Below are 25,288 nucleotides of genomic sequence, written 5' to 3' on the forward strand. Positions count from 1 at the left end.
ATAAGAAATTTATTTTTTCATTTTTAATGATTTTTGTTGTAATATCTACTTTGGCATGCGTTAGTGCTGTCGATAATTCTACTGTGGATATGCAACAGGATAATCAAATGCTTTATGTTGATTCAACGGTTGATGAAAATGGAAATGGAAGTGAAATGTCACCATTTTCTTCAATATCTGTTGCAGTAGATAACGCCGGCAACAATTCTCATGTCATTTTAAAAAAGGGTATATATAAAGGTTCATCAAACACTGGAATTGTTATAGATAAGGATTTAACAATAGAATCATTTGATGGGGGCGTAACAATTGATGGTGAAAATAAAAATGCATTTTTTAAAATCAATTCGGGATGCAGGCTTATCCTAAATAACATTAAGTTTGCAAATGCATATGCCAAAGACTATATCCAGTTGGGTGCTATAAACAATAAGGGTAATTTGACAATTATAAACTCTTCATTTATTAAAATGAATACTGTAATGGGCGCTATTTACAATGAAGGTGAATTATGTATACAAAATTCAAAAATGTCTGATTCAACTTCAAAAAATATGGCTCAACTAATTACAAATATTGGAAATTGTACCATAATAAACTCTAAGGTATTGGATAATCCGTATAAGTCATCTGGTGTTGAAAACGGTGTTTACAACTTTAATATTTTAAAAATAGTATCTTCACAGGTAACTCTGATAAATTCCAACAATCAATTTGATGAAGATTCCTTCAAACAGGCTAAAATCTCAATTGTCAATTCCACAATATCTGATTTGGATGTGGATGGTGCAGTTGTTAATATATTTAATTCCAAATTCAGCGGCAGGAATAGGTTCAATAATGCTAATGTCACAATATCTGAAAGTAGTTTTGCCAAGGATATTTCAATTTTACCAGTATTCAATTCAAATTTTACTGCAATACACTCAATATTTGATGTAGATATTTCATCAGGTGCTTCAAATTTAAACATTACTTATTCTGCAATTTTGGGAAGCATTTCCGGTGGCGGACTGCTTGGAAGTTTATACGCGCCATATAACTGGTGGGGATCAAATAGAGGTCCGGCAATTTCATACTTTAAAAATTACAATACTTCCTTGTGGGCTATTGCAAGTTTTGAATATCCTGCAGATGAAATTCCAATCAACCCTTCACAGGAATTCATAGTATCCTTAAATAAATGGTGTGATGGCAACAATGTCTATGAATTCGGTGTCAACGAGTATATTCCACAAAGAACCGTTAGTTTTGAGTCACAAAATGGTAAATTCATGTATTCTTCACTTAAAATCAATGGATCAGTTAACAATTATCTTGTTGACAATACTTTAGATTCAAACGTCTTTGCCATTATTGATTCACAAAGGTTAACACTCACAATTGGAAAAGGATTGTCCCAATATACCTATTTCGTATCTCCTGACGGTCACGACGGACCTGAAGATGGAAGCTATGAAAAACCATTCTTAACATTGGCTTATGCATTTTCTAAAGCCGGCAATGGAAATACAATTTGTATGCTTCCAGGATTGCATAAAAATATTGCGAATTGCGGTTTAAGCATTGAAAAAAACTTGACTGTTGTTGGTTTGGGGGATAATGTAGTTCTGCAAAGGGCAAACTCATATAATATATTTGATGTTAAGTCATGGGGAAGTCTATGCATCAAAAACATCAAATTTACAGTTGTGGACAGGGCATACTCAGATGTTCTAATTGTTGTTAGTGGAGGCAAGTTAGATGTCATAAACTGCTCCTTCACTTCAATCTCTGTTCCTGAGGTGATATATGCATCTGGCTTTGCTAAAGTCAATATTGTCGATTCAATCTTCAGTGATATTATCGGCTCAGCCGTATCAGGCAATCCAGTTTTAACAGTAAACAATTCAATTTTTGAAAAATTCTCTGCATTTTACCATAGAAGTGGTGTTGAAAGCTATAACTGTCTGTTCCCAGTTACAAAATCCATTGAAATTTACAATTCATTGTTTAGGAATAATGTTATGGGAATTGTTAATTTGCGTCCAATGACATATTCATCAAGTCCCCTTCTGGGCGCTACAATATCTGATGGTGTAAGCTATGACGTTTACGCTTATATTGAAAATTCAACATTTGTAGGCAACGTATTTAGAGAAATGAACAACTACTATTCAAGCAATGGTATAGGATTGCAGATATGGGAAATTCATGATTCTTTTCATGGATTTGTCAATAACTGTTCTTTTATAGATAATGAAGGTTCAATTCTCATTGCCGATAGCGTAAATAATTCCAGATTCATTAATAACTCCGGAAAATCATCAGGGGGAGGAATATTTGTTAAAGCGTCATTGATTAATAATTCATTATTCATGGGAAATGTCAATTTGTATCGTGAAGGTTCCGGAGCTTATATTGGTGAGGGAATAGCCAGTGCAGATTTGATATTGAATTCAGTATTCATTAAAAACAAGGCTGCATTCGGTGGTGCAGTTTCAGATACAAAAGAGATTCACTATTCCGTATTTTTTAATAATACTGCGGAATATGAAGGTGATGATATTTATTCATACGATGGGGATGTTGATTACTCAAGCAACTGGTGGGGAGATAATCAAAAACCCGGGTCAGATAGAATATTCAAGTTTCTGGGCACATTGACATTGAATGATTGGGTGATAATGACATTGGAATATGTTTCAAGCAGTGAAATCAGGGCTAGCTTAAACCACATTAGGGCTAATTCAAGCACATATCTTTTAAACCACAACATGCCTGAGCGTTTGGTCAGATTCTCAGTTGAAGGCGGTAGCATTTCTCCTGAGATTGCTTTGTTGATAAACGGTTCTGCTTATGCAAATCTTGATTATGACAGATATACCTCCGATTTTAAAGCATATGCTCAAATTGATAATCAAATTTTGGATGTTGATGTTAGAAATGCAAACACTCGTATAGTGATGGAAGATATTGCTCTTAAAGGCAATCAAAATAAATTTAATCTAACTTTAATCAATGTAAATGGGTACAGGATATCTAATCAAAATCTGGTAGTCGAAATAATTGATAAAAACAATAAAAGTTCCACTTTTACCATAAAGACTGATGAAAAAGGTTTTGCCGAGTTCAATGTGGATTATCCGATTGGAATTTACACTGCTAATGTTAAATTTTTAGGAAACGGATTTTTCGATAAATGTGAGGCAAGTGCAAAAATAGAGATTTTGCCTTCAATAACTTACATTAATGCATACAATCACACATATTATGGTAAAAACAATAAGTTTCAAGCATTCTTAACCGGAGAAAATGGAATAAAACTGGTTAATTTGACTTTAACATACACCATAACAGATTCAAAAGGCAATGTGAAATCTGTCAGCGTAAACACTGACTCTTATGGTATCGGTGAAGTGATGTTAAACTTGGATGTCGGCCAATATAGCGTTAAATGTGAGTATTTGGGTAATGGGTGGTATCTGCCAAGTTCATGTATGGTGAATATTGCAATCTATCCGGTAAGGTCAAACATCACAGCAGAAAACGTTACCTTATATGGTCAGGGCAATATTTATAATATTACTTTAAGGGATGGCTATGGTACTCTAATTCGAGGAGAAAATGTTTATGTGGAGATTTCCCAAGGTAATGCCTCTGATAAATTCACAATAAAGACAAATGATGATGGTGTTGCGAGTTTGGCGATTAATTATCTTCCCGGAACTTATGATGTCCATGTCAGATTTGTTGGTGATGAGTTGTATGGTCCTTCACAGGCTTCATCTGTAATAAATGTGGAAAAAGTTTTAACTATTGTTTCCGGATTCTATCATGTAAAAATTCCGTTAAATGGTTTATATAATGTTGTTTTAACAGATATGAATGGACGTCGTTTAATCAATCAGTCTGTAGTCCTAAACATGTATCAGGGAAAATTAATAAAAAGTTATGTTGCAAATACTGATGGAAATGGTGAAGCATCATTCATTATTGATTTGGCTGAAGGAAATTACCTTGCAACAATGGAATATGGTGGAAACAACTGGTATGCCGATTCTTCAAGTGGTGCAACAGTAATCATAACAAAAGATGCTGTACTGCAAAATATTCAGATAAATGCAAGCGATTTGGTACAGTATTATGGCGAAGATAAATTTTTCATGATTAATTTCAACGATCCGAATGCATATACTCAGTATGGCAAGGAAATTCTTGTTACAATTTCTTCAGGAGGATGGCAAAAAGCATATTCTGTATATACTGACGTATTTGGTCTTGCAAGGTTGCAGATCAATTTAAATCCTGGTGAATATGATGTCCATTATAAATATTCAAATAGTTATTATAACATATTTGGCGAAGGGTTTAACAAAATAAGCGTATTTAAAACTCCTACTACAATATTTGCCAACGATTTGATAATGAATAAAAAAGATTCTCGAATTTTTGAGATATTTTTAAGGGATGTAAACAATAATCCGATTAAAAATATGCAGATAAATGCAAGCATCGGGAAAATTAAGTATAATCTGACAACCAATGATGAAGGCATTGCCAAATTGATACTTGATTTGGATGTTGGAGAATACATAATCAAATATGCTTTTGATAATCCAAATTATATCGCTTCTTCATCTCAATCACGTATTTTAGTAGTCGATTCTGATAAAACTCCTTCAACATTGATATCTTCTGATGCAATAGGTTTTGACAGTCAAACATTAAATTATGTCGTTAATCTTAAGGATAGCTTGGATAATGGAATTGCTTCTTCACAAATATCACTTCAATTATTGACATTCGAAGGTAATATGGTATTGTTTAAATCTGCATTAACTGATGAAGCGGGTCGTGCAAGTTTTGATTTAGATTTGGATAGTGGACAATACCTTGTTAAAGTATCTTTCCCGGGAAATAACTTTTATTTGGGAAGTTCAAATACAAAAACCATTACAATTGAGTCAAAAGACAATAAGGTTAAAACAATTTTATATGTTGGTGAAACTCAGCTGTCTGACTCTTCCAAGTTTTATGTTGTATTGAGTGACATGAATGGAACATTAATTAAGAATGCCAGCATCAAATTCATGATAAACAATAAACAATATCTATCAAAAACAGATGATATGGGAAGAGCGTATCTGAATATAGGATTATCTCCTAATTCATATTTGATTAGGGCTGCCTTCGATGGCAATGAAATATTCAAGGAATCTAAAGTATCAGCTAAAGTTTTCATATCAGGCTTATCTACACTGTTGCATGCTCAAAAATTAGTTAAATACTATAGGAATGGAACTCAATTTCATGCAATACTTTTGGATAATGATAATAATCCTCTTCCAGGCAAAACAATATCTGTTCTGCTTGATGGTGTGTATTATAACTGCACAACAGATTCAAAAGGTTGGATTACATTGAATATTGAGTTAAAGCCAGGATTTTATGATGTGGAATGTTATTATTATGGAAGTGACGCTTCTCAAAATTCATTCGATAAAACTAATATTACAGTCCTTTCAACTGTCGTTGGTCAGGATAGTGTAAAATACTACTCTGACGGCCCATACCTTAATGTAACCTTCTTGGACGGTCAGGGAAATCCAATTAATAATGTCTCATTCATTATCAATGTCGATTCTAAAAATTATCATGCGATATTGAACGGTAATGTTTTTTACTTTAATTTAAATCTGGAACCTGGTGAACACATAATCTCTTTTACAAACCCTTACGACGGTTTGTCAGTAGCATATAAGCTAACTGTTCTTCCGACTGTCGTTGCAGATAGCCTAACTAAAGTCTTCAATAACGGATCTTATTATGTCGCTTCATTTGTAGATAAGACTGGAAAACCGTTAAAAAACAGAAATGTGGATATCGTAATAAATGGATTAAAATATGTTGAAAAAACAGATTCTCAGGGTGTAGTTAAACTTAAAATGAATCTGAAACCTGATAGATATCTTGTGACTGCTATAAATCCTTTAACTAAGGACTATGTTGAAAATACAGTTAACGTTTTACCGTCTATTGTTCAAAACAAAAATGTTGTCATGTATTATGGCTCAACTAAATCATATACTGTAAAAATCATTGGAAATGATGGCAAAGTAGTCGGTTCGGGAAAAATAGTTAAATTTAATGTCAATGGCAAAACATATAAGGTTAAAACAAATAAAAAAGGAATCGCTTCGTTGAAGTTAAAATTAAATGTTGGAAAATATACTATAACTGCTGGCTATAATGGGTATAAGGTATCCAATAAGATAACTGTGAAATCACTTTTGAGTGCTAAAAATATTGTTGTCAAAAAATCAAAAGTGGCGAAATTTAAAGCCAAGTTGGTTAATAAAAATGCTAAGCCATTGAATGGTAAAAAAATTACATTTAAAATCAAAGGTAAATCATATAAGGTTAAAACAAATAAAAAAGGAATTGCCGTTTTGAAATTGAAATTGAAAGTGGGGAAGTATGTAGTTAAATCAAGCTATGGTAAATCCAAAATAACAAACAAAATCATCGTTAAAAAATAACTTTCAAAATTTACAATCTATGATTAATTAAAATTGTAACTTAAAGGTTTCAATGGTGTTTTATTAACTAGTTTTGTTGTTTTTTTCCATTTAAGTTATTTTTTGAAATTTTAAATGTTAAGCATATACATTGAAGTCAGGGAAAATGATTCCCTAGACTTAAACTAAAAAAATTTTTTCAGTAACACGAGTGTTACAATTAATATTATTAAAAATGCTTTATTTAAATATTTAGTTATTTTAGTATGCCTAAAAATTAATAATGCTTTTGTCTATTGTTTATTTTGGTATTATAAATGTTGGTGTCGTATATTTTGTATATTCTAGTTGTTTTTAGTAAAATTCAAATTTTGTTTTAAGTTAAATAATCGCCTAATTTATAATAGCATAATTTATTTTAAATAGTTAAAACAAATATATTTAGACTGGTGAATTTTTATGAACTATAAATATTTAATAGCAATCCTGTTTGCATGTTTGTTGATTATTCCATTTTCATTTGCAAGCGATAATCAGACATTATTGGATGGCGGTGCAGTATCCAGTAATGAAAATAGTTACTATTTTGATGCTTCCTGTGAAAATGATAATGGAAACGGATCTTTGGAAAATCCATATAAATATTTGAAATCAGATAGAATAAGGGACAATTCGAATATTTATTTAAATGATGGGGAGTATCTACTCGATAAACCTGCAAACATTAATAATGTTAGTATTTATGGTTCAAATAGTCAGAATACATCTATCATATATTCTGGTGTTGCTTTTGTTGTTTCAAAGAACTTAAATGTGGAAAATCTCACTTTATCAAAACTGACAATCAGAAATAGTGCAAATTTAATTTTAAAGAATGTTATTTTAGAGGATGGTAGAGGATATAATTCAAACAGATATAATAACTGTTATGGGGGTGCAATCTACTCAAGCAGTTCCAATGCCTTTGTAACAATCGATAATTGTACTTTTTTAAATGCCTATACTGAATATGGTGGTGCAATCTATCAGGATGGAGGTAAATTATTTATTGATAACTCAGAGTTTATCAATTGCTCTTCATTTAACTTTGGAGGTGCAATTGCAGGTATTAATACAAATGTAAGAATATCCAATTCCAAATTTTCAAATTCCTCTTCAAAAAAGGATGCTGGTGGTGCAGTTTATCTAAAAACATCATCACTTTCAGCAAGTGACATTCAAATTGAAAACTCCAATTCAACTTTCGGATCAGCAATATGTCTTCTCAAAACCAATTCAGTGCTTTCAAACATTAAAGCCAACAACAACCATGCCCAATTTTCAGGTGGGGCTATTTATAATATTTATGGTGAATTTTCATTAAATGATTCTGAATTTACTAACAACACTGCAAGAGACGGTGGGGCTTTATTTATCGACAATTCCGATAAGTGTACAATCATAAACAATGCTTTTAGCTATAATGGAGCATCACTTTCGGGAGGGGCTGCCTATATATTCTTGTGCAATTTGACAGAAAGTCTAAATTCATTTTCACATAACCATGCGCTTTTGGATGCTGATATCCGTATTTCTGATTCACTTGATTTGACTATTGGAAGCGGTAATTATACTATGTATAAGGTTAACTCCACTCAAATTGATGTATTGCCAAGTTATTACAGTTTGATTGATGAAAAATTAGTCACTCCTGTAAAGGACCAGCAAACCAGTGGAAACTGTTGGGCATTCGCTCCGATTGCTGTTATGGAATCATGTATTTTAAAGGCATCCGGTGACGCTCTGGATTTGTCCGAAGAGAACATGAAAAATCTGATGGCGTTGTACTCCGATTATGGCTGGAATATGAACACCAATGATGGGGGATATGACAAGATGGGATGGGGATATCTTACAAGTTGGTTGGGTCCTGTTTTGGAAAGCGATGACTTGTTTGATGATAATTCTCATTTGTCAGGCATCTTAAACAGTATTGGGCATGTTCAAAATATCATATTTTTATATAGGGCTAACTATACGGATAATGATGCCATTAAACGTGCGATAATGCAGTATGGTGCCGTTGGAACAACCATGTATATGGGAGGATATCTCAACTCTAAGAATGCCTATTACTATTATATGACTTCTGACAGTCCAAATCATGCAGTAACAATCGTCGGATGGGATGACAACTTTTCAAAAAACAATTTTGCTCATACGCCTGGGGGTGATGGGGCATGGATTGTTAAAAACAGCTGGGGATCTGGTTGGGGAAATAATGGATATTTTTATGTGTCATATTATGATACTAGACTTGCACAGCCTGGACTTGGGGATGTTTCATTTGCTATCGTATTGAACGATACAATTCGTCTTGATAAAAATTACCAATATGACATTGCAGGAATGACAGATTATTTTCTTAACTCATACAGTACCGTTTGGTATGAAAATGCATTCAGAGCAACTGATGACGAATATTTGGCTTCAGTTTCAACATACTTTGAAAAGGTAACTAACTGGACAGTTTCAATTTATGTAAACAGCATATTGCAACACATTCAGTCTGGTGTGTCCAATCCAGGTTATTATACAATAAATCTTGATAATTTGGTTCCATTAAAAACGGGGGACCTTTTTGAAGTGATGTTCCAGATAAGTGTTGGTGGGGAGGCAAGTTTCCCGATTTCAGAAATATATTCCTTAAATAATTTGGCTTATTCTCCAAATGTTTCCTTTGTCAGTTATGATGGTGTTAAATGGTTTGATTTATATGATTTTTCATTTAAATACTCAACTCACTGGTATGAATCTCAAGTTGCATGCATTAAAGCATTTACTATTTTAAACCCAATAAATACCACTTCAACTATTTCATATACAATTGATGAAGCAAAAAACATTAATGTTACCGTAGAAGTTTTAGATCAATACTCAAACCCATTAAAATCAGGTACTGTTGCCTTAAATATAAATGGAAATGTTTATAATTTGCCTGTTAAAAATGGAATTGCTAGTCTTAGCACTTTCTTAAACCAAATAAATATTGTTATTTCAGCTTTATTTGATGCAACCGGTTATATATCATCAAATGATAGTGTATCATTCAAGGTTCCAAAATCAAATCTTCCACTAGTTTTAAATGTTTCACGCGAATTAAATAATGTTTCAATTGACTTTAAAAGTTTAATTGATGCAAATGTGACTTTAACAGTCAAAATAAATGATGATGTCTATGAAATATGCTTGAATGACTCATTAAAACTAAATGATTTATCTAATGGAGTTTATAATGTCAGTGTCAGTATTTTGGATGAAGAATCCTGTTGGCAGGTTGATTTAATTGACTCATTTGTTGTAGACATTAGAACTGTAAGGTTCATTTCATCTGATTTAACTACAACTGATGAGGATGATGTATTATATAATATTACTGTGGTTGATGAGAAAGGAAATACTCTTTCAAATAAGACAATATCAATCACTTTAAACGAAACATTTAATTTAACAAGCGATGAAAATGGTTTAATTCAGATTCCAATTTCTCTTAAAAGTGGAAATTATTTGTTATATGTTGATTTCAAAGGTGATAATGATCATTTTAAAAATTCTACTTCATTCAATATATTTGTGAAATGCAAGCTCGACGGCAATGTTGAAGTCAGAAAATACCAGAATAATGCAAATTTCACATTTGAATTTTCAAAACCTATAAATGCCACTGCAAAGCTAATAATCAATACTGAAGATTATTTTGTTGATGTTAGAAATGGCAGTGCAATTTTAAATTTATTTGATTTGAAAAATGGTGCCTATTATGTTGATGTATTGCTGAATGACAGTTATGTGTTGGATGATGTTTCATCACAATTCAACATTGATGTAACTGGAACCAGGATTATTTTAAGCAATGTTACTGGTGTGGATGATGAAATAACAGTCATCAGTGCTTGCTTGATGGACAGTAATTCAAATCCATTGTCCAATGAGCTATTGATATTCACTTTAGGTGATAATGTTTATTCCAATTATACTGGTGATGACGGTTTTGTTTATGTCAATTTGAATTTAACTGCTGGTGAGCATGAATTGAGCATACAGTTCAATGGTAATGATAATTATTTTGATTCTGCTTTAACTTCAAGAGTTAAAATTAAATCAAGAGTTGTTTTAAGTCTTGAATATGATGTTTATCAGAATTCTGCTGTTTTAAAAGTTTATTTATCAAAAGCAGTTAATGATACTGTTGTAGTAAAGGTCAATGACATTACTCGATTCGGTGAGATAATCTATTTGCATAATCTTTCAAACGGAATATATGATATCAACGTGTCTTTAGAAAATGCCAATGATGATTATGTATTTGAAAATATTGTGGAGTCATTTGCAGTTGATGTTAGAAATGTAAGTTTTAGTGCATCTGATTTGACCACAACTGATGAGGATGATGTATTATATAATATTGCTGTGGTTGATGAGAAAGGAAATCCTCTTTCAAATAAGACAGTAACAATTACTTTGGATGAAACATTTGATTTCACAAGTGATGAAAACGGTTTAATTCAAGTTCCAATTTCCCTTAAAAGTGGAAATTATTTGTTATATGTTGATTTCAAAGGCGACAATAACTATTTTAAAAATTCCACTTCATTTAATATCTATGTTAAATGCAAACTCAGCGGTAATGTTGAGGTTAGCGAATACCAGAATAATGCAAATTTTACATTTGAATTTTCAAAACCTATAAATGCCACTGCAAAAGTCATGATTAACAATGAAATTTATCTTGTTGATGTCAGAAGCGGTAATGCAATTTTAAATTTATTTGATTTGAAAAATGGTGCCTATTATGTTGACGTGTTGTTGGATGACAGTTATGTGTTGGATGATGTTTCATCACAATTCAACATTGATGTAACTGGAACTCAGATTATTTCAAGCGAATTGACATTGTTGTATCAGAAAAACAATCGATATTGTGTAACTTTAAAGGATATTGATGGAAATGCAGTTGCTAATCAATGGATTGAAGTTGAGATTGCAGGTAATGTATATAAAATACTCACAGATTCAAATGGACAAGCCTCAATCACTTTCAATTTGTCCTGTGGAGATTATGCAGTGGCCATTAGCTATTCTGGTAATAAAAATTGCTTCGGCTCAACTGCAAATTCAACAATACACATTAAAACAACAATCATTGAAAATGACTCATTAACTAAAACATACAATTCCAAATATGCAATTAAGTTGTTGAATACTTCCGATGCAACATTCATTTTAAATGGTATTTTATATGATGTTAAAACTGATGAAAATGGATTTGCATACATTAACATCCTTGAAAAGGTCGGAGAATACAAATTAACTATCATAAACAATTGGAATGGTGAAAACATAACTAAAACAATCAATGTTGTTCCAAGACTTGGTGGCAATAGCGATATTTCAAAATATTATCTGGGGTCTAAAAACTATCAGGTACGTGTTTTAAACGATGATGGTGATATTGCAAGTGGTGTATACGTTAAAATAACAGTCGGCGGCAAAACTTACAATGTAAAGACAAATAAAAATGGAATTGCAACATTTAAGCTTACACAAAAACCGAATAAATATACAATAACTGCTTCATATAAAGGATTTAAAGTATCCAACAAAGTTGTAATCAAAACAACAATAATAACTAAAAACTTATCCAAAAAGAAATCAAAAACAGCCAAATTCACTGTAAAACTATTAAACAGCAATGGTAAAATTTTAAAATCTAAAATAGCGACCATTAAGTTCAAAGGTAAAACCTATAAAGTTAAAACAAATTCAAAAGGAATCGCAAAATTGACTATTAATAAAAACATTAAGGTAGGAAAATATAATATCGTAACAAGCTATGGCAAACTTACAGTTAAAAATTGGGTAAAAGTTACAAAATAGTCATTGATGATATTGTACTTGTGAAGCAGCATATGTTTCAAAAGCATTGGAAAAGCTAAAAATCGATGGATTGTTGAATACATCAATGAATGGTATATACGACATTTTTATATTGGTATGCTGGTTTTGATGAACAAGTGCTTGAATTCGGAAATTGCTAATTTTTAATTGATTTGATTATAATTTTGCATAATCTGTAAAATGACACTCAAATTTCAGTTATTTTCCTTAAAGTTTATTATGATTAATTTTCATAATATTAAATGTTGCTTAAATTATTTTTTGATAATTTAAATTTATTTAATGAAATAAATATGTGGTATTATGGATAAGGAAACAAAAGAGCGTTTGCGTGAAATTAGGGCAGCTTTAAAAAAATATGGCTTTGATAAAATTCTAGGCCAATCTGCAAAAAATAAAATTAAACCAATCAAAAATGACGAACCAGAGGATAATCTATTATTGGAAGATGATGTTCCTGTAAAATTAAGGTTGATGCTTCAGGAACTGGGAACCACATTTATCAAATTAGGCCAACTTTTAAGTACAAGGCCGGATGTGGTTGGAGATGATATTGCAAATGAACTTGCAAACTTGCAGGATGACAATCCGGCAATAAGCTATGAGGAAGTTAAGTCAATAGTTGAAAGAGAACTTAACGGTAATATTGATGAATTGTTTGAAAGCTTTTCTCATGAGGAATTGGCGACTGCATCAATCGGTCAGGTTCATGAAGCAAAATTAATCACCGGTGAAAGGGTTGCAATTAAAGTCCAAAAAGAAGGAATTACCGATAAAATCGACCTTGATTTAAAAATTATGAAATTCATTGCCAACCGTGCAGACAAATGGAATTCAGATCTTAAAAAGTTAAACCTGCCTGGAATCATGGATGAATTTGACCGTACAATTCACAAGGAAATAGATTATAACAATGAATTCATGAATATGCAACGCATTGAATTAAATTTTACAGATAATCCCAATATTCACATTCCCGAATCTTATCCAAAATATTGTTCATCAAAAGTTTTGACAATGGAATTCATTGATGGAACTAAATTATCTGATGTTTATGAAAGCGATAGCGAAGAATTTGATAAGAAACTTTTAGCAAAAAATCTTCTTGATTCATATCTTCAGCAATTATTTATTGACGGATTTTTCCATGGAGACCCTCACCCGGGTAATATCATGATTTTAGAGAATAATGTAATATGTTATCTTGATTTGGGAATGATGGGTATCTTTGATGAAGATTTTAAAAGAAACCTTTCTGAAGTTATGATTTTATTTGTTGACCAGGACATTGATGGTTTGATAAATCAATTGATGTACATGGACATATTGGATTATGATGTTGACACAAGAGTTCTTAAAAGGGACTTGACTGACTTGTTTGGGAGATATTTCGGTGTTGAACTCAATAGGTTCAATGGAGTTTTAGAAGAATTGCTTAGCCTTATGCAGGATTATGGTGTGATTCTTCCTAATGAAGTGGTTACCATGGCAAGAGGCCTATCAATGATTGAAGCTGCTGCACAAAACTTGGATCCTGAAATCGATGTTTTCGCATTAATCAAACCGGTTGCAAAACAAATAGCAAGAGAAAGGCTTAACCCTAAAAAATATCTTAAAAGCAAAAAAAACAATCTAATCTTATATGAACACATGATTAGAGGTTTGCCAAAGCTTCTTACAAGAACCATTCACAAAATCGAAGAAAACGAATTGCAGTTCAGGTTAGAAGTTGACATTACCGATAAGGTTTCAATAATTGCATTGGTATCAGCACTTATAATTGGTTCTTCAGTTGTTTCATTTGGACCGATGGTATACGATATGCCTTTGATTTCTTTAATTGGATATTTGATAGCAATAATCTTAAGCATTATTGGAATTAAGAAATTTGTTTTAAAATAGATTCAATTTTTAAATTTTCAAGATACTTTTCTTGAAAATAACTTTTTTTATATTTTCATATTTTTGGAAAAATTTCACCATATTTTCTTGACAGATAATCTCAATTAAAGCAATCACTTTAGATAACTTATATTGCTGTTAAAATAAATATAGTATTATGTTTAACAAAAAATTAATTTTCGCTTTAATTATATTCATAATTGCTATTTCATCAGTTAGTGCAAATGACTCTAATTCGACTGATGATATGTATGGTTATGATGGAAATAATTTGGAAGTGAAGGTACAAAACACTTCGGATGTTTCGCTTAGTCAGTCAAGTGAGGGAAAAGGACTTGATGACATTGATTCTGATTCATTGGCTGCTGGTCAAACGGTTTATTTTAATGCATCTGCAAGAAGTGATGGTGAAGGTACACAAACAAGTCCATATAAGGTTTTGAAGGATTCCAGAATAACATCCGGCATGACTGCTTACTTTGCAGATGGTGTTTATGATTATGAGGGTTCCGGAAAGATTTCATCGAAAACAGTTTTCATCGGACAAAGCAGGGAAAATACGATTATTCGTGGTACTGATTATTACTTTGATTTGACCATTTCGTCAGGTTCAAGTTTAGTTTTAAAGGATATAACATTTGATTATGGCCATATTATAAATCAAGGGGATTTAAATGCAGATAATGTGGCTTTCGTAAATTCAAAATGTGATTATGATCCAGATAGTTCTGCATTTACTGCTTATGGATCTGGTGGAGCAATATTCAGTAATCCATCATCAAGGTATGCATGTAATATAAATCTCCATAACTGTTATTTTGATACAAATCATGCAAAGTATGGTGGAGCCATTGCTGCAAACTACACTAATATTGTGATTACCAATTGTGTCTTTTCTAATTCATTGTCAAATAGGTCTGGTGGTGCAATTTATAGTTTAAAATCAAATTTAACAGTCTCAAAATCTTCATTTACAAAAAGCAATGCCAAATATGGTGGTGCAATTTATACGGAAGAAGGAAATATTTATTTGACTGATTCCACTTTCACAACATCTCAAGCATACAGTTTCGGAGGGGCAATTGCTTCAATATTAACCAATTCAACAATAGGAAACTGTAATTTTTTAAATTATTGGTCTCTAACTGATTCAGGTGGTGCAGTCTATGCGAAAAATGGACGTATAGATGTTTCAAAATCCAGTTTTACAAATGGGATTGCAGATTTTGGTGGTGCAATCTGTGCATTAAGTATATATTCTACTGTTGAAGGTTCTAATTTCCAAAATAACACTGCAAATTGCGGCGGATCTATTTTCAATATGTATAATAATCTTTATATTTCCAACTCCAATTTCAAAAGTTCTTCTGCAGTTTATGGTGGTGCAATTTGCAGCTATCTTGCCGATTGCATTTCATTAAACAACAATGTATTTGTAAATTCAAATGATGTGTATGTTTTTGCAAAAACCACTACAAGTATAACAAAAAATGCAAATACTGGTTTGACTAATGTTAAAATTGTCAATACTACATTGTTTGATATTGGAAGTAATGTAATAGCTCCTATAATTAATTATTCTCCAGAATATCAAAGCACAATTCCATCATCTTATGATTCAAGGGATTATGGATATGTTACTCCAGTAAAAGATCAGATGGATGGAGGAAACTGTTGGGCTTTTGCAAGCGTTGCAACATTGGAAATCTGTCTTAAAAAAGCTACTGGAATCACTTTTGATTTTTCAGAAGAAAACATTAAGAACCTTATGACAATGTATTCTTTGGTTGGAATAATTGATAAAGAAACTAATCGTGGTGGAACTAATTCAATGGCATTTGGCTATTTTATTGATTGGTTAGGTCCAATAAACGATACTTTGGATGTTTATGATGACTATTCTACATTGTCCCATATTTATTCACCTCTTTTACATGTTCAAAATGTTTATTTCCTTCCGACCAGAAAGGATACAAATGATAATGATGCCATTAAAAAGGCAATAATGGATTATGGTGCCGTTGCGACCGGTACATTTTGGAAAACATCCAATCATGGTATTACTCTTATTGGATGGAATGATAATTACAATGATAAGGATTATTTCGGCAATTATGCTAAGGGTGTTTGGATAGTTAAGAACAGTTGGGGTGAAGATTCCGATGATGATGGATATGTATACATTTCTTATGAAAGGGAGCTCTTGGCAGATTCAGCTTCAAGATTAACTAATTATATTTATACATATATCTTCAATGACACTGAAAGCTATTCCAGAAACTATCAGTATGACCTGAATGGTGTTAATTATTATGCCATTTCTGAAAGTGATGTATTCAGATATAAGAATGTCTTTGTTGCACAGGACAATGAGAACCTATCTGCATTTTCCACTGTTTTTAGACAGCCTACTAGTTATAGAGTAACTCTTTATAAAGGCAATAATTTGATTTTGACTCAGGAAGGGTACAGTCCTGCAGGATATTACACAATTCCATTCAAAACCAAAACAACATTATCAAAAGGTGATGAATTTTCAATCTGCATTGAAAATTTAAATTCTGGTGATAAGTATATTCCATTGGCTTTTTCAGGATATTCTAGCCTTGGAACTTTCGAAGATGGCATTTCATATATGGATGTAGGTGATGGATGGAAGGATTTATATTCCTATGATACAGCTCCTTACGTGGCTTGCATTAAAGCATTTACCACTCCTTTGGCTTTAAATGAGGTTACACTTAGTGTCAATCAGTTTACCAGCATGTATGTCAATGAGGGAATTGAAGTTAATTTCAAATTAAGTAATAATCAGTTAAATAGGGGTTTGGTCACAGTTAATCTTGACGGTAAGACTTATTATTCCCCAGTTTCAAATGGTGTTGCCAGTTTTTGGCTTCATTTCACTACTGTTGGCTCCCACACTTTAAAAGCACAATACAAAAATAATTTATATACTTCCAACATCGTGAATTTCAATTTCAATGTAATTCCGCAGTCTGGCGAAATATCCATTTCCGCTCCTGATTTGACTAAATATTATGGAAGTTCTTCCAAATTCTCTATTAAGGTGACTGATGGTGGACGGGTTGTTGGTGGTGCTATCGTTAAGTTTACTTGTGGTAGCAGTAGTCAAACTCTCGTAACTAACAGTAATGGTTATGCTTATGTTGATATTGATTGGGCTCCTGGAACATATTATGTTACATCACAATATCTTTCCAAATCAGTTACTTCTAAAATTACTGTTCAATCCACTATTGACACATCTGATTTGGCTGCTGATTATGGCAGCTCCTATTTTAAAGCCACCTTCCATAAGAGTGATGGCAGTGCACTTTCAAATACTGCAGTTAAATTTAGATATGATGGTCCTTTATATGGTGTTACAACCAATAGCAATGGTGTTGCAACATACAATATTAAATTAAATGTGGGTAATTATGATGTTACAGCTATTAATCCAATTAATGGTGAAGAAAAAACATTTAAATTGACTGTTAAAAAAGCATATCCAACAATTTTCCTAACATCCATCCAAAGTGGACAAAATGTTAATTTGACTGCAAGTATTGTTCCTAGCTTTGCAACTGGAAACGTAATTTTCACTGTTGGAGGAAATCATGCTAATTTCACAAGGTCACTTCGCAACGGCGAGGCAACATTGGGGTTGGATTTAGATGACGGTTATTATGAAGCATATGTAACATATGGTGGTGATAGCAATGTTTATTCGTACAGGTCATCCATCATATCATTTACAGTTTCAACAGGACAGAATGTTTTAATATCTGCTTCTGACTTAACAAAATATTATGGAAGCTCTTCCAAATTTAAAATTGAGGTGACTGATGATGGTAGGGCTGTAAGTGGAGCTAATATTAAGTTTTCTCACGGTAGCAGTAGTCAGACTGTTGTAACTAACAGTAATGGTTTTGCTTATGTTGATATTGATTGGGCTCCTGGAACCTATTATGTTACATCTGAATATCTTGGAAAATCAGTTAATTCTAAAATAACTGTCAAATCAACAATTTCAGCTAGTGATGTTAGCGGTACTTATCTAAACTCAAAAGTCACTGCAACATTTTTAGATGCATACGGCAAAGCTTTAGCTAATAAAAAGGTTACTTTTAAAATAGGTAGCATGGACTTCACTGCAACTACTAACGATAATGGTATTGCTACTGCAAATGTTAATTTGGATGCGGGCAATTATGTTGTTACTGCTGTCAATCCAGTCAATAATGAACAACAACAGTTCAAATTATCCATTTCAAAAGCCAGTTCTTCATTTACATTGGATGTCGGTAAAAATAATGATGGAAAAATAATCATAACTGCTACATTGACACCAAATGATGCTACTGGTAGTGTCAAATTCAAATTTAATGGTGATATAAATACATATGCCTCAACTATTTCAAATGGAAAAGCTACATTGGCATCTCCTTATTCAGCAGAAGGGACATATAATCTTGTTGTAAGTTATGATGGAGATTCCAATTTCAATGCTGCTCCAACAATGGACTTTAGCTTTACTATTCGTGCCCCAACACCTATTTTAACAGCAAATGATGTTACTGTTGTTTATGGTTATAATAAGGATATGATGATTTATTTGTTGGACTCTGATGGAATACCAATACCTGGCAAAGAAATTTATATTAAATTGGTATTTGGCGGTAAGTATTATGTTTATTATGGGGATACTGGAAGTTCTGGTGCCCTTAGACTCTCAACAAAGGGTATTGATCCAGGTACGTACACGGTTTATATATCCTCTGAAAATTGTAAACAGATTTCTGCTAAAATGATAATTAAAAAGGCTACAGTAAAATTAACTGCCAATGCAAAAACATTCAAAAAATCAGTAAAAATCAAAAAATACACAATAACTTTAAAAAATAACTTAAATAAGGTTATGAAAAACACTAAAGTTACCTTAAAAGTCAATGGTAAAACATATTCGGCTAAAACCAATAGTAAGGGTCAGGCAACCTTTAAAATTACCAAATTGACTAAAAAAGGTAAATTTACTGCAATCGTTAAGTATGGTGGCAGCAAATTCTATAACTCCAAGACTGTCAAGCCTAAAATTACAGTTAAGTAGATGTTTTTTGCATCTACTCTTTTTTTTTAATTTTGAATATTGTCAAGTTTTTTAGATGAAAATTCATTTTATGCTGGATGCATGAAATTATAACTTTGTTATAAATTTTAATTATTCAGAATATATTTGAAATATTGGTTAGTTTAATTAATTTTCTTTTAAAAAATTTTGCATAACTAAATTTAATACGAATTTTATTATTTAACTGTATAATTTATATACTATGAAGTATAATTTACTATTACTACAATGAAAATTTGTTTGGTGGTATTATGAATTACAAAAAATTTGGTATATTAGGTGCAATACTTTTAGTTGTTTGTGCATTGATGATGGTGACTGCAGTTAGCAGTTCGTCTGAGACTACAGATGATGGCAATTACACATTGCAAATAAATACAAGCGGAAAATGGAGATTGGATTTGACTGTAGATGGAAAGTACTCTTCCGATGAAGGTGTAGGATCCAAAACCATAAAAATAAACAATACTTCTATAGATTATGCCAGTGTGACTGTAAACCAATATGAAAAGGGACCAACAAATGTCACATTGCTTAATGGAAACAAAGTTCTTAAGGATGGAAAATCTAGTGGTGAGGGTGTAGAAACAATCTATTTCTATTACAAAGCTCAATAAATCTCTTTTTTTCTTTTTTTTATTTTTTTCCCATTTGTTGGGAGGTTAAATATGAAAAATCAATTATTCATTTCTTTTTTATTAATCTTCTTTTTCATTGGATTGAGTGTGGTTTCAGCTGCTGACAATGCTACTGTATTGTATGAGGACAAATCAATTGAAAATGATGCTATTTTAATTGAAAATGATTTACTTTGTGTTGTCGAAGATAATGTTATTGAAGCTGCAAGCAATGATGATATATTGGCCAGTGAAATCACAGTCAAAGATGGAGATTCAATCCAATCAGCTATTGACAAGGCTGAAGCTGGAAGTACAATATTTGTTTCAAAGGGAAGTTATTATGAAGATCTTGTTGTTTCAAAGGAACTTTCAATCATAGGTCATGATGCAGTTCTTAAAGCTAGCAATACTGCTTTCAAGATTCTTCCAACAGCAAACAACACAGTCATTTCAGGATTTCACATTATTGTCGCAGATATCAACGGGACAGGAATTCATATTAATGCCAGTGGCTGTAAAATAATAGACAATACGATAACTGGTGGGAATATAGGTATTGGAACGGATGAATTCGCTGTAAATAAATCAGGTAAAATAGAAATAAGGGTAATCAACAACACATCAATAATCGGAAACAACATCACTAACTTAAACGGTGCAGGAATATCAATAAATACATATAATCCTATTGTATGCCGAAATAGAGTTACTAATATTGTCAATACTAGAGTAAATGGAACAGCCATTGGTATTAAGGCAAACGGTATTGGTGTCGTTTCAGATGACTTAAACGTTAAGGTAACGGATAATTATGTTTCAAATATAAAATCGTTAAATGAATCTGCTTATGGTTTTGATATAGGTGGAAACAGTGTTCTTGATACTTTAAATATATTTGATGTGGGTGGAAATGTTGTTGAGAATGTTTTGGCTGCAGTTAATGCTTATGGTATAAACATTGGTGTCTTTTCGCTGAATACTACCTTGCCTACAGTTGATGTGTCTGACTTGACAATCAGCCATATTTCAACAAGTAACTATGAAAATGCTTCTGCAACAGCATTAAGTGTTTCCATAACTACAATAGGTCAAAATGACACTTCAGATACCTTGATTCATGACATTAACATTAAAGATGTTAAGGCTTTGGGTAAAAATTCCAAGGCAATAGGAATTACAACTACTGGCGTTGGGTCTGCAGATTTGTATGTTTTTGACAATAATATAAAAAATATCAAGGCCACCAGGCTGCTAACTGGAATATCTGCAACAGGTGTGGATTATACAAACTTTACTGCATTTATTGATGTTTCAAACAATAACATTACTAATTTGGAGTCATCAGACATTAAGGCTATCAATGTAATGTCCTTGGGAAATGCGGCAATTAATAAAAATATCATATATAATCTTAAATGTGATAAGGCAACCCTGATAACTGGTGTTACATTAAGTTTTGATTTGAATGGTTTCAATATAACTGTTCCGGAAAATGCAACCATCGATGAGATTATGGAGTTCATAAATGATTTGGGATCTAAACTGAACAATACCAACTTCACAATCAATGGTAATTTGACTGTAATGGGCAATAATTTGGAAGGAACTGGTGTTGAAACCGGTTTTGCAGTTGTAAGGCCAGCTAAAATACATTATAATCGTGCAGTTAATTTGAAATATAATGTTGTAAAGGACAGTACTCGTAAATTTATTCTCGAATCATATGATTACGACCCAGATATGTCTTCTGAAGAACTGGCTTACATACTTTTAAAGTCACAGGAAATGTTTGAAAACTGTACTGAAGAAGAACTCAGGAATATGAGTATATCATTGGGTGCATTTCTCGATACGATGTTTGGAAATTTGGATAATGCTACTGCAGGTGTTGTTGATGCGAGATTCAACTGGTGGGGAAGTAATTCAAAACCATCTCGCTCCAAATTCAAAAACAACAATGGTGCTGTTAGATATGATCCATGGCTGGTCATGCGCGTGAATGCAAATCCGAAAATTATCAAAAAAGGCCAGTATTCAAAAATTACAGTTGATGTCTATAGGGATTCATCCGGAGGAGACCATTCATCAAAATCCAAATTGTTTTTCTCAGGACCAAAAGTCACATTATTTAGTGATATTGGAAGTTTCAATGGTAAAAAATCAATAACTCTAAATTGGACTAATGGAAAAGTTACTGCTTATCTGAGGGGGGATAAAAGCGGTTTGGCTACTGTCACAGCATCAGATTATGGCAATGCATCCACTACAGTTTTGATTCTAGGAAAAAATCATACTAAACATTATCGAGACGGAAATATTAAAACAGTCTCTGCAAAATCCAATTCATTGCCTGCTGCAGGTAATCCTCTTCTTCTATTGGTGATTGTAATAATGTTGTTAGGTTCTATTGGTGTTTATAGGGATAAATAGCTTTAATTCCAATTAGCAGCGGTAATGAATTATTTACGCTGTATTCTTTCTTTTTTTTTAAAAATTTTGTTAGATGGATGATGCAGTATTTTTCATGCATTAATGGGAATTAATTCAAAGTTAATTGTTATTTTGTTGTTTATCATAATATTTAATAAATGCTCTCGACATAAATTTAATTAGTTGAAAACTTTTTCATTTAAAAATTGGAGTTTTACCTTATGGAAATCTATGGTAAAAAGGTTAATTTAAAATCAGTATCGTTATTTCTCCTGCATTTTTTAATTTTTGCAGATATCATATTCATTTCTGTTGGGCTTCTTTTGGATTTGCCGGATGATACTTCTTTTTACATCATATTGTTTGATTTAATGATATGCATATTCCTTTTAAGTGAATGGATAATTAGATTTCATCGTGCAAAGTCAAAAAAGGAATTTTTAAAGGAAAAGGAAAATTGGGTTACTTTAATCGCTTCCATACCATTTGAGGCTTTATTTCCAGCCGTCATTCCTGGAGCCAATCTTTTAAGATATATAATGCTTTTTAAATTGCTTAGAATAATGGTTTTATACAATAAATTTTTTAACGGCTTTAAGAAGTTTATAAAAAAGACAAATCTGGACAAAATCATAGGTGCAATCATATTTACAGTAGTGGTATTCACGTTTCTATATCTGTTTTTCGGATCTTCGAATAGTCTGTTTGAAAGTTTTTATTTTGTCATTGTCACATTGACAACTGTGGGATATGGAGATATTGTTCCTAAAACATTCAATGAAAGGATAATAACTCTCTTGTTAATAATTGTAGGAATATTCGTTGTATCAACCATTACTGCTGCATTATCTTCATATCTGACTGACAGATTGATGGAAAAGGAAGAAGGGGATATAGTTGGTAATTTAAGGCTTTCTGTTGAAGAAAACTCTCAAAACATTATGGATGAGCTAAAAATCATTCGCCAGGAAAACAAAAGGTTGCAGGATGAAATCGACGGGTTGAAAAAGAAAATGGACAATGATTAATCAATATTTTTTAGATTAATTGATTTCACGTAAAAAATTAAACCAACTCTATTTCAGTCAGTAAATCCGGATTTGAAGTATATACTGTACACAGCTTGTTGTTGTCAACAAAGGAAAATGAATATGCATCCGAAAACTCATTATAGTATCCGTCATATCCAAAGAGGTTTTCCGCTTGACCTTCCATATTGACATTGACATTTTCCATATCTATTTTTGAATTTTTGGAATACAATACTTCAATTTGAATGAAATCTGCAGAATCATTCCAGCATTTGGATTTGGTTATTATTCCCTTGTCATTTTCGTCAATGGTACTTGCAGGGTCTTCCTCAAAGTTATCAGGGATGTTAAAAGAAAATGTGTCAACCTGGACTTCCTGCATGCTTGTAATTGTGATTGGGAAAATAGCTATTGCTGCGACAATTGCAATGGCTGCTAAAGCTGCTATTATGATTGGAAGCCTTGAACTTTTGATTTCATATCCGCAATCTGGACAGAATTTGCTATGGGCTGTCAACTGTTCTCTGCATTTTGGACAGGTTTTTAGTGTTGATTTTCCACAATCGGTGCAGAATGCATCATTTTCGCTTATATATGCGCCGCAGTTTTTACAGAATTTAGCCATTTTAATTCCCTATGGTAATGTTTGATTTTGTTTATTAATAATTTTTTTTAGCAAGATTATCTTAAGTAAGTTATTAATATGGAATAATACTAAATGTATATATTGTATATGAAAATTCTATTGGTGGAGGTTTTTTAGATAATGAATGCGGAAGGTATGGAAGTAAATTCTCGAATGGCAATCTGGTTTGGTTTGTACGGACTAGTTATTATTGACATTCTATTTATTACAATATCTTTGCTTTTCAGTCTTCCTGATGACCTTGAACGTGCAATGATGCTATTTGATTTTTGTGTCTGTATCCTTCTTTTAGCGGAATGGGTTATCAATTTTTATTTTTCATCACCAAAATTAGAATTTTTAAAACAGAAAGACAATTGGATTTCACTCATTGCTTCTATACCTTTTGATGTGATTTTTACAGTTGTTATTCCTGAATTGGAGATTTTCAGATTTCTCGGACTTTTAAGATTCCTCAGAGTGCTGATTTTGATTAAAAGATTTGATACCTTTGAAAAGTTCATTAAAAAAAGTAACTTGGATAAAATTATTGCCGCAATGTTTTTAATTGTTGTTATATTCACGGCTTTATTGTATGCTTTTGGTACAACTTATGGTCTTTTTGATGATTTTTATTTTGTAATCGTTACTCTGACTACTGTGGGCTATGGTGATGTAGTTCCGCAGACTTATGCTGAAAAGGTAATCGCACTGATTTTGATTATTATTGGAATATTTGTATTTTCAACAATTACTGCAGCAATATCTTCGGTTTTTACCAATCGCATATTGGAAGATGATGATAATCATATAGTAACTTCCATTGAAAGCTCAATGGAAGAGAAATTTGAAATTCTTGAAGGCAGATTAAAGAATGTCTCTGAAGAAAATGAAATGCTCAAAAATGAAATAAAAGAGTTAAAAGAGATTATAAAAAATAAATGAGATTTAATAAGAATTTCTTAAAAATTGAGATTTGATAAGTTTTAAATAATTTTTCATTGTTTCAATTTATCTTAATAGTGAAAGAATACTCCGACCTCTTTAAGGTTGGGGATGAATTTCACAAAAAGGCATCTGAAGATATTAGTTTTCAAATGCTCTCTCTA

9 protein-coding genes are annotated in these 25,288 nt (G+C 32.0%); 8 read left to right on the plus strand and 1 reads right to left on the minus strand.

All coding sequences use genetic code 11. From position 1 onward, the window contains the following. Window positions 1-26: 26 nt before the first annotated feature. The 7 genes from QZN45_RS01520 to QZN45_RS01550 all read left to right on the plus strand — a co-directional run bounded on the left by QZN45_RS01520 (window position 27) and on the right by QZN45_RS01550 (window position 23,551). On the plus strand, window positions 27-6,521 hold the full coding sequence (locus QZN45_RS01520; RefSeq protein ID WP_296810655.1) for an Ig-like domain-containing protein: 6,495 nt from the start codon (window positions 27-29) through the stop codon (window positions 6,519-6,521). Window positions 6,522-6,959: 438 nt separating this feature from the next. Beyond that, entirely contained in the window at window positions 6,960-12,416 is a 5,457-nt protein-coding gene (locus tag QZN45_RS01525) for a C1 family peptidase (RefSeq protein WP_296810657.1), read from the plus strand. A 324-nt stretch (window positions 12,417-12,740) separates the two neighbouring features. Then, the gene (locus QZN45_RS01530; RefSeq protein WP_296810662.1) at window positions 12,741-14,339 is read left to right on the plus strand and encodes an AarF/ABC1/UbiB kinase family protein; all 1,599 of its coding nucleotides are present in this window, start codon (window positions 12,741-12,743) and stop codon (window positions 14,337-14,339) included. 157 nt (window positions 14,340-14,496) lie between these two features. After that, the gene (locus QZN45_RS01535) at window positions 14,497-19,452 is read left to right on the plus strand and encodes an Ig-like domain repeat protein (protein ID WP_296810665.1); all 4,956 of its coding nucleotides are present in this window, start codon (window positions 14,497-14,499) and stop codon (window positions 19,450-19,452) included. Window positions 19,453-19,724: 272 nt separating this feature from the next. Beyond that, window positions 19,725-20,090, plus strand: coding sequence for a hypothetical protein (locus tag QZN45_RS01540; protein WP_292606582.1), 366 nt, complete (start codon window positions 19,725-19,727; stop codon window positions 20,088-20,090). A 51-nt stretch (window positions 20,091-20,141) separates the two neighbouring features. After that, a complete protein-coding gene (locus QZN45_RS01545) occupies window positions 20,142-22,523 on the plus strand; it encodes a hypothetical protein (RefSeq protein ID WP_292606580.1) in 2,382 nt (793 codons plus the stop codon). Window positions 22,524-22,744: 221 nt separating this feature from the next. Further along, window positions 22,745-23,551: a potassium channel family protein gene (locus tag QZN45_RS01550; protein ID WP_292606578.1), complete on the plus strand. Its 807-nt coding sequence runs from the start codon at window positions 22,745-22,747 to the stop codon at window positions 23,549-23,551. A gap of 37 nt (window positions 23,552-23,588) precedes the next feature. Here QZN45_RS01550 and QZN45_RS01555 read toward each other — a convergent pair whose 3' ends face one another. Further along, window positions 23,589-24,179 (minus strand): zinc ribbon domain-containing protein, encoded by a 591-nt coding sequence (locus tag QZN45_RS01555; protein ID WP_292606576.1) that lies wholly within the window; start codon window positions 24,177-24,179, stop codon window positions 23,589-23,591. A 141-nt stretch (window positions 24,180-24,320) separates the two neighbouring features. On the opposite strand from QZN45_RS01555, the gene QZN45_RS01560 reads away from it, so the two are divergent. After that, window positions 24,321-25,124 (plus strand): ion transporter, encoded by an 804-nt coding sequence (locus QZN45_RS01560; protein WP_292606573.1) that lies wholly within the window; start codon window positions 24,321-24,323, stop codon window positions 25,122-25,124. The last annotated feature ends 164 nt before the right edge of the window (window positions 25,125-25,288 follow it).

The sequence above is a fragment of the uncultured Methanobrevibacter sp. genome, from assembly GCF_900314695.1.
In the GTDB taxonomy this organism is placed as follows: Archaea; Methanobacteriota; Methanobacteria; order Methanobacteriales; family Methanobacteriaceae; genus Methanocatella.

Bases quoted from the DNA above. Each gene is read 5' to 3' on its own strand.
- QZN45_RS01520 (WP_296810655.1), top strand. From the start codon at position 27: ATGATTTTTGTTGTAATATCTACTTTGGCATGCGTTAGTGCTGTCGAT.
- QZN45_RS01525 (WP_296810657.1), top strand. From the start codon at position 6,960: ATGAACTATAAATATTTAATAGCAATCCTGTTTGCATGTTTGTTGATT.
- QZN45_RS01530 (WP_296810662.1), top strand. From the start codon at position 12,741: ATGGATAAGGAAACAAAAGAGCGTTTGCGTGAAATTAGGGCAGCTTTA.
- QZN45_RS01535 (WP_296810665.1), top strand. From the start codon at position 14,497: ATGTTTAACAAAAAATTAATTTTCGCTTTAATTATATTCATAATTGCT.
- QZN45_RS01540 (WP_292606582.1), top strand. From the start codon at position 19,725: ATGAATTACAAAAAATTTGGTATATTAGGTGCAATACTTTTAGTTGTT.
- QZN45_RS01545 (WP_292606580.1), top strand. From the start codon at position 20,142: ATGAAAAATCAATTATTCATTTCTTTTTTATTAATCTTCTTTTTCATT.
- QZN45_RS01550 (WP_292606578.1), top strand. From the start codon at position 22,745: ATGGAAATCTATGGTAAAAAGGTTAATTTAAAATCAGTATCGTTATTT.
- QZN45_RS01555 (WP_292606576.1), bottom strand. From the start codon at position 24,179: ATGGCTAAATTCTGTAAAAACTGCGGCGCATATATAAGCGAAAATGAT.
- QZN45_RS01560 (WP_292606573.1), top strand. From the start codon at position 24,321: ATGAATGCGGAAGGTATGGAAGTAAATTCTCGAATGGCAATCTGGTTT.